This is a genomic window from Gemmatimonadaceae bacterium, assembly GCA_035633115.1.
GTDB lineage: Bacteria > Gemmatimonadota > Gemmatimonadetes > Gemmatimonadales > Gemmatimonadaceae > UBA4720.
In genome coordinates this window covers 138,167-150,702 of the sequence record DASQFN010000047.1, presented here as the reverse complement: position 1 = coordinate 150,702, position 12,536 = coordinate 138,167, and the positions used below count along the sequence as shown (strand labels likewise).

12 protein-coding genes are annotated in these 12,536 nt (G+C 61.0%); 4 read left to right on the top strand and 8 right to left on the bottom strand.

All coding sequences use genetic code 11. The features are described from left to right. Positions 1–10: 10 nt before the first annotated feature. Positions 11–1,000: a UDP-N-acetylglucosamine 4,6-dehydratase (inverting) gene (gene pseB, locus VES88_05260; GenBank protein HYN80890.1), complete on the bottom strand. Its 990-nt coding sequence runs from the start codon at positions 998–1,000 to the stop codon at positions 11–13. A gap of 169 nt (positions 1,001–1,169) precedes the next feature. Here pseB and VES88_05255 point away from each other — a divergent pair, with 169 nt between their 5' ends. Then, complete coding sequence (locus VES88_05255; GenBank protein HYN80889.1) at positions 1,170–1,916, top strand: class I SAM-dependent methyltransferase; 747 nt, start codon at positions 1,170–1,172, stop codon at positions 1,914–1,916. A 51-nt stretch (positions 1,917–1,967) separates the two neighbouring features. On the opposite strand, the gene VES88_05250 is transcribed toward VES88_05255, so the two are convergent. From VES88_05250 to gmd, 7 genes are all read right to left on the bottom strand, one after another. Then, positions 1,968–2,960, bottom strand: a complete 993-nt coding sequence (locus tag VES88_05250) for a DegT/DnrJ/EryC1/StrS family aminotransferase (GenBank protein HYN80888.1) — start codon at positions 2,958–2,960, stop codon at positions 1,968–1,970. Further along, a complete protein-coding gene (locus VES88_05245) occupies positions 2,953–3,525 on the bottom strand; it encodes a hypothetical protein (GenBank protein HYN80887.1) in 573 nt (190 codons plus the stop codon). Before VES88_05245 ends, VES88_05250 begins: the two co-directional genes overlap by 8 nt. 76 nt (positions 3,526–3,601) lie before the next feature. Further along, positions 3,602–4,588: an aldo/keto reductase gene (locus VES88_05240; GenBank protein ID HYN80886.1), complete on the bottom strand. Its 987-nt coding sequence runs from the start codon at positions 4,586–4,588 to the stop codon at positions 3,602–3,604. After that, entirely contained in the window at positions 4,512–5,852 is a 1,341-nt protein-coding gene (locus tag VES88_05235; GenBank protein ID HYN80885.1) for an ABC transporter ATP-binding protein, read from the bottom strand. The genes VES88_05240 and VES88_05235 overlap by 77 nt, the downstream gene beginning before the upstream one ends. Continuing rightward, complete coding sequence (locus tag VES88_05230) at positions 5,849–6,586, bottom strand: ABC transporter permease (protein ID HYN80884.1); 738 nt, start codon at positions 6,584–6,586, stop codon at positions 5,849–5,851. Before VES88_05230 ends, VES88_05235 begins: the two co-directional genes overlap by 4 nt. A gap of 83 nt (positions 6,587–6,669) precedes the next feature. Further along, on the bottom strand, positions 6,670–7,638 hold the full coding sequence (locus tag VES88_05225; protein ID HYN80883.1) for a GDP-L-fucose synthase: 969 nt from the start codon (positions 7,636–7,638) through the stop codon (positions 6,670–6,672). Further along, on the bottom strand, positions 7,635–8,726 hold the full coding sequence (gmd, locus tag VES88_05220) for a GDP-mannose 4,6-dehydratase (GenBank protein ID HYN80882.1): 1,092 nt from the start codon (positions 8,724–8,726) through the stop codon (positions 7,635–7,637). Before gmd ends, VES88_05225 begins: the two co-directional genes overlap by 4 nt. A 304-nt stretch (positions 8,727–9,030) precedes the next feature. Between gmd and VES88_05215 the strand changes: the two genes are divergently transcribed. Genes VES88_05215 through VES88_05205 form a run of 3 tightly spaced genes read left to right on the top strand, consistent with a single transcriptional unit; the run spans position 9,031 to position 12,510 of the window. Beyond that, positions 9,031–10,932 carry a nucleoside-diphosphate sugar epimerase/dehydratase gene (locus VES88_05215; GenBank protein HYN80881.1) on the top strand — a complete coding sequence of 634 codons (1,902 nt, stop codon included), beginning with the start codon at positions 9,031–9,033 and terminating at the stop codon, positions 10,930–10,932. Between the two features lie 41 nt (positions 10,933–10,973). Next, a complete protein-coding gene (locus tag VES88_05210) occupies positions 10,974–11,696 on the top strand; it encodes a class I SAM-dependent methyltransferase (protein HYN80880.1) in 723 nt (240 codons plus the stop codon). Between the two features lie 13 nt (positions 11,697–11,709). Then, on the top strand, positions 11,710–12,510 hold the full coding sequence (locus VES88_05205; GenBank protein HYN80879.1) for a glycosyltransferase family 2 protein: 801 nt from the start codon (positions 11,710–11,712) through the stop codon (positions 12,508–12,510). Positions 12,511–12,536: the final 26 nt, after the last annotated feature.

Here is a 12,536-nt window from a genome sequence, read left to right as displayed (position 1 = left end):
CACTCGGGCGCTAGCGCACCTGATCGATTATCTGCTCCAGTTCGGCAACCGACAGCCAGCGTGTGTTCGTCTCGCTGCTGTAGCGGAAGCCTTCGGGACATGGCCGGCCGCCATTGTTATCCCGAGCTTGATCCTGGTTCCAGTTCCGAACGGTCGGAAGGATCGCGTAAAAGTCGTCGTACTCCAGCGTGTTCTGCGCATCGTCCTCGCTGACCATCACCTCGTGGAGCTTCTCTCCGGGCCGCCTTCCCACAATCTCCAGGTCGCACTCAGGTCCAATCACTCGCGCAAGATCGATGAGCTTCATGCTGGGTATCTTCGGCACAAAAATCTCACCGCCGCGCATCTCCCCGAGACATTGAAGAACGAACTGCACGCCGCGGTCGAGCGTGATCAAGAAGCGCGTCATTCGCGGGTCAGTGATGGGCAGTTTTCCCGTTTTTGCGCGCTGCTGGAACAGCGGTATCACACTGCCCCGGCTTCCGACCACGTTTCCGTAGCGCACAACGCTGAACCGGGTGCGATGGACTCCAACGTAGCTGTTGGCCGCGACGAAGAGCTTGTCGGAGCACAGCTTGGTTGCGCCGTAAAGGCTGATGGGACTCGCCGCCTTGTCGGTGCTGAGCGCTATGACCTTTTCCACACCACGATCGATTGCGGCGTCGATCACGTTAGCGGCGCCGAGAACGTTGGTCTTGACCGCTTCCAGTGGATTGTATTCCGCAGCGGGTACCTGCTTCAGTGCCGCCGCATGGACGACAATGTCCACGCCGTCGAAGGCCCTGTAGAGACGATCGCGATCGCGCACATCGCCGATGAAGAACCGGATGTTCGGGTACTCGTCATCCGGGAAATGCGCATGCATCTCCGACTGCTTCAGCTCGTCTCGGCTGAAAACGATGAGCCGCTTCGGATTGAATTGGGCTAGCGCGGTCTGGGTAAACCGCCGCCCGAATGAGCCCGTGCCGCCCGTTATCAGTACAGTCTTGCCACTGAGCATTCGTTATTCCGTGATCCCTGCATGAGTTATCGCCTGCCGCCCCGGAACGGGACCGTCGCAAAATACAAGATTTGCTCCGTCAAGTGATAGATATTCCCCGAGAACCAAGGCTCCGGCCGTGCAATCTGTGCACTAGGTTTGGTGTGTGCTAACAAAACCGAGGATCGCGATGGAACAGCGCACGGCTGAATGGCTCGATAAGGACAAGGTCAACACTGAGTATCACGAGAGGCAGTTCCTGGAACCGTATAGAAGCACGATTGCGTTTTGCGATTGGCTCGAGACCGAACTCCTGATGAGTCCCGAGAGCGAGCTCCGAGTAGTGGATCTGTGTTCGGGCACGGGCGCCAACATCTACCACTTGTCGAAGCGGTACCCGAAATCCACTTTTGTCGGTGTCGACATCAATCCCGACAACGTCGAGCGTGGTAACGCCTTTTTTCAGAGCAGGGGAATCGGCGAATGCCGCCTTGAAGTCGGCGACATCTACAACCTCGATCCAAAGTACGTGTCGGAATTCGATGGTGTGGTATCGTTCCAATCCCTGATGGCGCTTCCCAAGGGCGAGGGTCCTCTCCGAGCCATGGCAAAGCTGGCTCCTCAGTGGATCGCACTGACTTCTCTGTTTTATGACGGGCCGGTCTCCTGCACGATCGACATAACCGAATACGACGCTGGTCTCGAGCCAAACCGGTCTGGTTTCTACAATGTGTACTCATTGCCCGTCACAAGAAAACACATGCAGGCAAACGGCTATGGCGATTTTCGCTTCACGCCGTTCGAGATCGATGTCGACTTGCCAAAGTACAGGGAAGGGCTGATGTCGACATTCACTGAGAAGCTCGAAGATGGACGCAGACTTCAGATATCGGGTCCGCTGCTGATGCCCTGGTATTTCATTGCGGCAACACGGTAATCGCTTCACCGAGCAGGCATTCCCGTTGCCTGGGATGGACTTGCCAGCTTCTCAGCCGATTTCCCCGATAGCTTTCATTACTGCGTGCGCGTTCTTCTCGGCCGACTGGATGTCGTTAGTCTGGAACTGCACGAGTCGGGGCTGAAGCTCCTCTGCATTCGGGCAGGTTCCATCCGGCGCAAGATGGCGAAAGGCCGGCTCCTGATAGGTGACCCGCCAGCAGGCGTACGGCCGCTCACCGCCATGCCTGCAGATGCTGTCGACAAAAGGCGGCCAGAGCTCTTTTGATTCGAGCGCAACGGCAAAGGCCCAGTTGTCGTGGAGCCAGCCATTCGGAACGTATTGCTGGCGCAGCCACGCACAGCCGCTCGCTGCCGTGGCGTAGAGTTCGGCCGCCTGTCTGCGGTCGGCCAGGAGTTGTTCCGCCTTCGCCAGCTGCTTCAGCCCTTCTTCTGCGACCGCAGGAGCCATCCGGTAATTCCAGCCGAGCGAGTGATGACGATTGAAGGTCGGTGACTTCAGCGTTGCGGAATCGATCCTAGGCTGCTTCGCATTCATGCGGTAGCCGAGGGATCCGAATTCGCGCGCACGCGTGGCGAGCTCCTTTGAATTCGTCACGAGCATGCCGCCTTCACCCGTCGAAATGATCTTGGATGCCTGGAAGCTGTAGCTCGTGAACGCGGACGGGCCATGCTTCCGGAGCGTCTGCGCTGCGTCGTCGATTGAGCGGCTCGAATACGCGTGCGGGAAGCATAGGCCGAACAGCGAGACAGGAATCGAGTATTCGGAACCGCTTCGCTGCATCAGCCATGTCTCGGGATCAACGTCGACGAATTGCGGAATCGCGCCGGCATGCAATACGGCAGCTGTTGTAGCGGCCATAGTGATGCATGGAACTGAAACGGTGTCGCCCGGCTCGACTCCCAGCGCAACGAGCGCGGTGTGCAGCGTGGCTGTTCCATTCACGCATGACACTGCGAACTTCGCTCCCACGAATTGAGCGAACGCGTCCTCGAACGCGGCTACTGCGCCAGTATTACGCACCCACGCTCTGCGCTGCGGCCAGGTCGTCGGCCGTGTCGATGGTCCAGACTCCGGGCGGTGGCTTTGGTGGAAGCGTAGGAAACAGAGCGAGCGTGATGTGCTCTCGGTGGTCAGCCGGCAGGTCGGGCTTCTCTTGCGCTTCGTCCAGCATTGCGAGCGTAAAAGCCTCGGCGCCCAGCTCCACCGCCATGCGCTCGCCGTTCGCTACTCTCCTCATCATTGCCGGACTCTTCCGCCAATCGTCCGCCGTGACCCGCAGGATCACCGAGTCCGGATGCCACCGATAACGGTGCGCGCAAAAGTAAAAGCGCGAGAGCACGTCGTCCTCGGGTCCGTTCCAGGGGAACCGCTGAGCACCAAGAGATTCCAGGTACTCGACGAGCGGCGCATTTTCGGGTGTGTCGGGATGGGCAACGACAGTGTGTCGTTTCCCGAACGCTTTGACAGTCCTGCGCCAGACGTGCTCGATGAGCGGAGCTCCTCTGATCGGCAGGAGAACCTTTCCGGGAAGCCGCTTGCTGCCCACGCGGGCCTGAATGATTGCGAGTGGCGGTGGCAGGGTCATGGACGGTCAATGTATTGAATGACGTCCCTGGACTCCAGCGCTCGCGAGATGCAGACGGCGCTGCGCGCCGGCGCCGTCAGCCGGGCTGCGGAGATGGCCAGCCGCGTGGATCGAGCAGGATGGTCAACGCGGGATCGCCGGCGAGGCGCGCGACCGTCTCTCGAAATTCCTGCACGGTGTCATCAGGTATTTCGAAGGCTGGGGGTAAGGCATCGAGCTGGGACACGTTATCGATACCGATCACGAGCCGGTCGTCACGCCGAATGACCTTGAGCATGGTGGCGATGAGCAATGAGGCGAGGCTCGTGTCGAGCTCGGCGGCGGCGTCCTGAACGGCCGCTGTGATCCCTGCCGCACCCGGAGCTCGCGCGTCTGCCATGTGCGGAGCCTCGAGCAGCACGCCCTGAAGGTAGACTGAGCGAACGTCGAGCGGGACGGGCGAGTCCCCGCGCGCCCGGATGGCTCGCGAATCGAGAACGTTCCCTGGAACCTGCAGCCTTCCCATGCCGGGCAGCGCGCAAGCGGCGCTCACATCGTCCGCGGAGTAGACGCTTTGGCCGACGATGGCGTCGTGCGCCGCGGATGCCGCCAGCAGAGCCGGCCATCGATCCGCGTCGACGGCGCCGTGCGTCAGCAGCACAACACGGCGAACCCCGCTGAAGCGGCGGAGCGCCTTGTTGGCCCTATCTTCCAGCGCATGCAGTGATTCATCCGGAGAATCGAGGCTGCACTTCGTAATAATCTCCAACGCCTCGGCGTTGCCGCGTGAATCGCTCCATGCTCGAAGCCGTCGAGCCGACGATCCGTACGCTTCTGCCGTGTCGAAAGCTCGAATGCCAAGGGACCACGCCGCGTCCAGAATTCGAAATGCGGAGTCCTCGTGCGTGACAGTCGACGCACGGTGCCGGCCGTACGGCAAACCGAGCTGCACCGTGCCGATGACGAGGCGATCGGTCAGATCTCCCTCGATGACGAACGGCTCTCGCTTAGCGAACTGTCTGCTGATGCTCGAGATTTGTCGTTCTCGCTTTGTGGGGTACAGCGGTCGCGGGCCATTCCTCAACTACGATTCGCGACGGAATAGAGAATACCCCGTATGGTTGTGATGGATCAAAATTCTCGTGCACGCCCCTTGCCCCGGCAATCACAAGCGGCGGCGTAAGGTCATCGAGGACGTCGTAGTTCACAGGCGACTGGACAACCTCGCTGGCGTGGAGGTAGAGGGGGTACTCGCCCGGCCGGATATACACGTTTGGCAGATCGATTACCACTGTCGCCGTTTCGCCCTGTGGGATGGTCGCGGTGGTAATCACATGACGCGCCGAGGTGACGAGCTCCCGCGACATTCCCGAGCGCAGCGCAACCACGATCGCCAGGCCGCGCATTGGCGCGTTCACCCTGCAGGAGATGCGAAACCGCACCGTATCGCCCATCTGGAACGTATATCGCTCGACCCCCTTGAGATCCTCGAGAGACACAGCGCTTATCCGTACCGCACCCGAGCCACGACGGTTCTCCGGATTGTTCACGCCCGTTTCGCTGTCCACGCGCATGTCTCGCAATCGCTGGTTATAAACCGCTAGCGTGGAGTCGGTTGGGCCGTCGGCTACGACGCGGCCATGGTCCAGCAGTATGCAGCGGGAACAGAGCTGTCTCACCGCCTGATTGTTGTGACTCACGAAGAATACCGTGCGCCCCTCACCGGCCACGTCTCCCATCTTGCCGAGGCACTTTTTCTGAAACGCAGAGTCGCCAACAGCAAGCACCTCGTCGATGAGAAGAATCTCCGGCTCCAGATGAGCCGCCACCGCGAACGCGAGACGCGTGTACATGCCGCTGCTGTAGCGCTTCGTTGGCGTGTCTATGAACTGCTCGACTTCCGCGAAGCTCACGATCTCGTCGAAGCGTCGCGTGATCTCGCTGCGCCTCATTCCGAGGATTGCGCCGCTGAGAAACACGTTCTCGCGCCCTGTCAGCTCCGGATGAAAGCCCGTCCCAACTTCGAGGAGAGCACCGACCCGCCCGTAAATCTCGGCGCGTCCGTGTGTAGGCTCCGTAATGCGCGAAAGAATCTTGAGCAGAGTACTCTTCCCCGCCCCATTCCGACCTACGATGCCGACCACCTCTCCCGTATTGACGTTGAAGCTCACGTCGCTCAAAGCCCAGAAGGTCTCCAGCGTCTCGGATTTGCCGAGCGCCCGCTTCCAGAGCGTTCGCGGCAGAGCGATGACGTCCTCCTGGAGTGTACGGTACGGCTGGCGGACGAGCGCGCGCGCAATGCGGTACGACTTCGAGATCCCGTCAACGATGAGTGCTTTGTCGCTCATACTGTGTCGGCGAACCCGCGCTCGACCCGGCGGAAGAAGAAGGCTCCGCTAATGAAAATCACAGTACCCGTTGCAACCGCGATCGCGACTGTCTGCGGCGTGATCGAACTTGTTCCAAGGATAGCCCACCTCAAACCCTCGATAAACGCGACCGCCGGATTCAACCCGTACAGGAGGCGCCACTGCTCGGGCACTATCGATGTGGCGTAAGCCACAGGACTTGCGAACATCCACACCTGAAGCATGAACGGCATCGCGTGGACAAAGTCGCGATATCGCACGTTGAGAGCCGTGAGCCACAGGCTCACGCCAGTTGCAGTGAGCGCCGCGAGGCCAATGAACAACGGAAGCGTCAGCAGCCGCCACGTGGGCATCACTCCGTAAATCATCATCAGCACGCCGAGTACGGTTAGCGACACGGCGAGATCGATCATCGCGGAGAAGGTGCTGGCCAGCGGAACTATGAGGCGAGGGAAATAAACCTTCGTGATGAGCCGCGAGTCGGTGAGGAGACTGTTGCCTCCCCGCTGAAGGACGGCGGCGAAGTAGTTCCAGATGACGACACCGGCGAAAACGAAGAGGAGATACGGGTGCCCGTCACTCGGCAGCTTGGCGAATCGTCCGAACATCACCGTGAAGATCAACGCCGCGACGAGCGGCTGCAGCACGACCCAGACAACTCCGAGGACCGTCTGCTTGTAGCGGAGCTTGATGTCGCGGCCTGCAAGAATCATCAGCAGGTCGCGGTACTTCCAGAGCTCACGGAGGTCGAGTGCGGCCCATCCGCGGGTCGGTTCGATGACGACTGCCGGAGGGGTCAGTGGCCGGCCCTCGTCATCATGGACTCGCTGGCCTCACGGTACCACTCATAAACCGACCGTATGCCGTCCTCTAGCGGGATGCGCGGCGCCCAACCCGTGGCGAGGATGCGCGACGAGTCGAGCAGCTTGCGTGGAGTGCCGTCCGGGCGCGAGCTGTCCCACCGCACGGGTCCGTCGTAGCCGAGAACTGACGAAACCAGACTGGCAAGCTCGCTCACCGGCAGATCCTCACCATACCCGACGTTGAACAAGCCGGTGGCGCGAGATTCCATCAGCTGGATCGCCGCCCTTGCGGCGTCATCGACGTGCAGGAACTCGCGGCGAGCCGTGCCGGTCCCCCATAGGACGACCGGCTCGTCGCGACCCGATTCACGCGCTTCCCTGGCTTCGTGAAATTTCCGGATGAGGGCCGGCAGAACGTGCGATGTCTCCAGGTCGAAGTTGTCATTTGGTCCGTAAAGATTCGTCGGCATTACGGAAACCCAGTCGACACCGTGTTCCGCGACGGCCGCTTCGACCATCTTGACGCCGGCGATCTTCGCGATCGCGTACGGCTCGTTGGTTTCTTCCAGCGGGCCGGTCAGCAGATAGTCTTCCCGGATTGGCTGCGGTGAGAGACGCGGATAGATGCATGAGCTCCCGAAGAAAACAAGGCGCTCTACGCCCGTCTCGAGCGCGGCACCGAGAATGTTCGTTTCGATGACAAGATTCTGATGAATGAAGTCCCACCGCTCGCTGTTGTTCGCCTGGATTCCACCGACTCTTGCCGCCGCTACGAAAACCACCTCCGGCGTTGTCTCGGAGAAAAACGCCCGGACGGCACGCTGGTCGAGCAGGTCGAGCTCCGCCCGCAGTCGCACTATCGGCGCCGGGTATCCGGCGGCGTGCAGGGCGCGCACCAGTGCCGACCCGACCAGCCCGCGGTGTCCGGCGACGTAACACTTCGCCGGCGTTACCGGGGTCACTTAAGCAGTGCCTGCAGAGCCGAGTCGGACGACTCTACCGTAAAGGGAATTCCGGATTGGAGCGCAGTCAGGTCTGCATCCACCATCATCTCCACTAGCTCAGTGAAGTTAACGGTAGGCACCCATCCAAGTCTTGTTCGGGCCTTCGTGGAATCGCCCATGAGGAGCTCGACCTCTGTCGGGCGGAAATAGCGCGGATCCACGGCGATCACTTCGCGACCGGTGGCTGTGTCGAACCCGGCCTCGTCAGTCCCGCCTCCGCGGAATTCGATGTCCATCCCCGCACGGGCGAACGCGAGGCGGCAGAAATCCCGGACGGTGTGAACCTCGCCCGTGGCCAGGACATAATCACCGGGCGCGTCATCCTGCACCATCCGCCACATGCCCTCCACATAGTCTCCGGCAAATCCCCAGTCGCGTCTGGCGTGGAGGTTCCCCAGATAGAGCTTGTCCTGCTGTCCCTCGCGAATGCGGGCGGCGGCCATCGTGATCTTGCGAGTCACGAAGGTCTCGCCCCGGATCGGCGACTCGTGATTGAACAGTATGCCGCTCGAAGCATGAACGCCGTACGCCTCCCGGTAATTCACCGTTATCCAGTGGGCGTAAAGCTTCGCGACACCGTAAGGGGACCTCGGATAGAACGGAGTGGTCTCGGACTGCGGAACGGACTGCACCTTCCCGAACATCTCCGAGGTCGACGCCTGATAGAATCGAACGCGTCCGAGCATTCCAAGTATGCGCAGCGCTTCAAGCAGTCGCAGCGTTCCAAGACCGTCGGCGTTTCCCGTGTACTCGGGTGTTTCGAAAGAGACCTGGACGTGGCTCTGGGCGGCAAGGTTGTATATCTCGTCCGGCTGGGTCTCCTGAACTATGCGGATCAGGTTCGTCGAGTCGGTGAGGTCGCCGTAATGCATGACGAACCGCGAATGGACGTCCTGCGGCTCGGCGTAGATGCCGTCTACCCGCTGTGTGTTGAACTGCGAGGCGCGGCGCTTGACGCCGTGGACCATGTAGCCCTTGGCGAGCAGCAGTCTGGCGAGGTAGGCGCCGTCCTGTCCCGTGACTCCGGTAATTAGCGCAGTCTTCATGTGGTTGGAGTGCGGTGCTGATCCGCGATTGTCATCGACTGGTCGGCGCCGGACGGGCGGCCAGCATGATTATTGAACGGTAATGGGAAAGCCGGAGTAATGTCACATCGGTGCTGTCGTAGGTCAATCGTCATATTGAGCAGCGCGAACGATGTAACTATCGGTCAATATGTGACATCCGGGTTGTGCGTCCGCCACTTCCGCATAGATTGGACCCGGCATGTCCTTTGCCTTGCCCGCCTACCGGGGAAGTCGGAGTGCGTGAAATTCCTTTGACAATGACCTTCGCCGGCACGTAATACCTTTGACGCTGAAGTCACTCCGTAACAGGCATCTCTTCGTCGCCGATGCGCTCGCGGTCATTCTGGCACCGCTCGTCGCCTTCCTCGTAAGATTCGAGGAAGCGAGCTGGATAAGTCAAAATCTTCGACTCGTCTCCCTCTACCTCCTACTCTCGATACCGCTTCGCCTGGCGATCTTTTACGCCGCGGGGATGTATCGGCGTTTGTGGCGACACGCGAGCGTCGGTGAGCTGAAGCCCATCGCCGTCGCGGCGTTCGGCGGCGGCGTCGTTGCCGGGCTCGTGGGTATCGTCATCCTTCCGGTGTTCAACCTCACGGAGACGCGTGTTCCCTTCTCCGTGGTATTCATCGACACCCTCCTCACGGGTGCACTCATCGCCTTGCCGCGGCTGATGGTGCGCGTAACGCGCCATGGCTCGCTCCGCCGCCGCCGGTACGAGAGCGGCAAGCGTGTTCTTATCGCGGGTGCCGGGGACGCTGGAAAGCTTGTGGTCAAGGAGCTGTTCGCGACATCTCAGCTTGGACTCGAGCCGATCGGGTTCGTCGACAGCGACGCGTCGAAGCACGGACACATGCTGGCCGGCCTCCCGGTTTTTGGCCCGCTCGCACACATCCCCGAGATCGTCGAGCGCTTCGGTGTCGCCGAGATCATCATCGCAATGCCCTCGGCGCCGGGCACTGTCATACGGCAGGTCGTCCGCGCCGCGTTGAGCTGCGGCATCCCGACGCGAACCGTCCCAAGTCTGCCTGAGATCATCTCGCGCCAGGGAAATGCTACCGGCCTGCGCGAGGTGGAGATTCAGGACCTCCTGCGTCGCGACGCCGTAGAGACGGATCTGGCCGCGGTCGCCGAGCTTGCGACGAGCGAGACCGTTCTCATCACGGGCGCGGGCGGATCCATCGGCAGCGAGCTGTGTCGCCAGCTCGCGCGGCTTGCGCCGTCAAAGCTCGTGCTCCTTGGACACGGCGAGAACTCGATCTTCGACATCTTCCAGGAGCTGTCGCTCAGCTTTCCGGACGTCGACATCATGCCGGTGATCGCGGATGTTCGTGACCGCAACCGGATCTTCCACATCTTCCAGCAGCAGCGGCCCCACGCCGTCTTTCACGCCGCCGCCCACAAGCACGTCCCCCTGATGGAGGACAACGTCCTCGAAGCCGTGACGAATAACGTTTCAGGCACGAGGAACGTTGTCGACGCCGCCATCGAGACGAACGTGCAGCATTTCGTGTTCATCTCGACCGACAAGGCCGTCCGCCCAACGAGCGTTATGGGCGCGACGAAGAGAATCGCCGAGCAGCTCGTGCAGCACGCCGCTACAAAGCATCACCGCAATTTCGTTTCGGTGCGTTTTGGGAATGTCCTCGGCAGCCGCGGCAGCGTTGTTCCCACCTTCCTCCGGCAGATTCGCGCTGGTGGCCCCGTCACGGTCACGCACCCCGAAATGCGTCGCTACTTCATGACGATCCCCGAAGCGGTGCAGCTGGTTCTACAGGCGGGTGCACTCGGGCGTGGCGGTGAAGTATTCGTGCTCGACATGGGTGAGCAGATTCGGGTGGTGGACATTGCTACCGATCTCATCCGTCTGTCGGGCCTCGAGGTCGGAACCGACATCGAGATCACGTTCACCGGCGTGCGGCCCGGCGAGAAGCTGTACGAAGAGATGTTCTTCACGGCCGAGAATGTGCTTCCGACGGATCACCCCAAAGTTCTGCGTGCGAGAAACGGGTTGCTCGCCGACGGTACGGTAAGGCGCATCGAGGCGCTCACCAAAGCAACAGATATCGGTCGGCCGGAGGACTATATCCGTAAGCTGCTGCAGACTCTCGTCCCCGATTTCCATCCGCACGGCGCTTCGAGTCACGAGGACGATTTGCGCAGCGAAAGCGTGCGAAGAGCGTAACAGAGCACTGCGGACTGCCGTCCCACTGTAACGCGGATTAATTGCACACTCCGGACTTCGTCTATTCCGGCTCGGAGCTCGAAGGTCTGGCCGACGCGCGCAATTATTACGGCTGGCTGCTGCGAAGATTTTCCCCGTTCGTCGGCGCGCATGTAATCGAGATCGGGGCCGGGACAGGGACGTTTTCCGAATTCCTGCTCACGCTCCCCCAGGTCCAGCGTCTCGTCGCGATCGAGCCGAGCGAGAACAACTTCCCGATTCTCTCCCGGCGTCTCGCGAGGGACCCAAGAGCTTCACCGGTGAAGGGCTACCTCAGGCACGCACCGGCGGGGTCCGCGGACACGCTAGTGGCGGTGAACGTCCTAGAGCACGTCGAGCGCGACGACGAATTTCTGCGAGAAGCCTGGGAGAAAGCTCGCCCGGGTGGAACAATGCTGTTGTTTGTTCCTGCCGTGCCTGCCATTTTTGGCTCGCTCGACACGGCCTTCGAGCATTTTCGGCGCTACACCAGAACATCGCTTCGACAGCGCGTCGAGACGGCGGGCTGGCACATCGAAATGCTCGGGTACATGAATCTGCCGGGCATTCTTACCTGGTTCGTTGCCGGCAAGCTGTTGCGCCGGACGTCCATTGGCAGACCGGAGACGAGACTTTATGACCGCGTCGTCGTCCCGATTGCGGCGGCAATAGAGGACCGCGTGACGGTACCGATCGGACAGAGCCTCATCGCGATCGGCCGGAAAGCTGACTCAATCACATCCTAGGAGCTTACCAACGATGCGCGTTTCTGCACTCATGCCCGTATACAACGAAGCTGCTACGATCGTTGAGAGTGTCAGGCGCGTACGGGCTGTGCCGCTGGATATCGAGCTCATCTGCGTCGACGACGGCTCGTCGGACACGACGCACGAAGTCCTCGAGCAGCTGAAGGCTGATGGGGAGATCGACCATTTCGCTGCCCACGAGCGAAATCGCGGCAAAGGGGCGGCGGTCCGCACCGCTCTTCAGTACGCGACGGGCGATGTTGTCGTGATTCAGGACGCGGACCTGGAGTACGATCCGCAGGAGCTCCCTCGCCTGCTGGAGCCGATTCTGAGCGGGCGCGCTGACGCGGTCTTTGGAAGTCGCTTCAGAGGCGACACGCGTCGCGTCCTTTACTACTGGCACAGCATGGGGAACAACCTGCTGACAATGCTGTCCAACATGGCCACAAATCTGAACCTCACCGACATGGAGACATGCTACAAGATGATGAGGACGGATCTGATGAAATCACTCCCCCTGAGCACTGACCGCTTCGGCATCGAGCCGGAGCTGACCGCCCGTCTCGCCCAGGCACGAGCGCGAATCTACGAAGTCCCCATCAGCTACAGCGGGCGAACCTACGCCGAGGGTAAGAAGATCGGGTGGACCGATGGGGCCGCGGCGTTGTGGCACATCGTACGATCGAATTTCCTGTCGGGGAAGGCGCCGCTCTACGTGCCGCCTGCCAGTGCACCGCGCCTCACGCCCAGCGCGTCTCTACCGTCGATTGGTGAAGCCCGGGAGCGGCGAGAGGGAAGCGCCATACAAGGCTGAGGAGGGGAGCCGAACCACCGATGAAC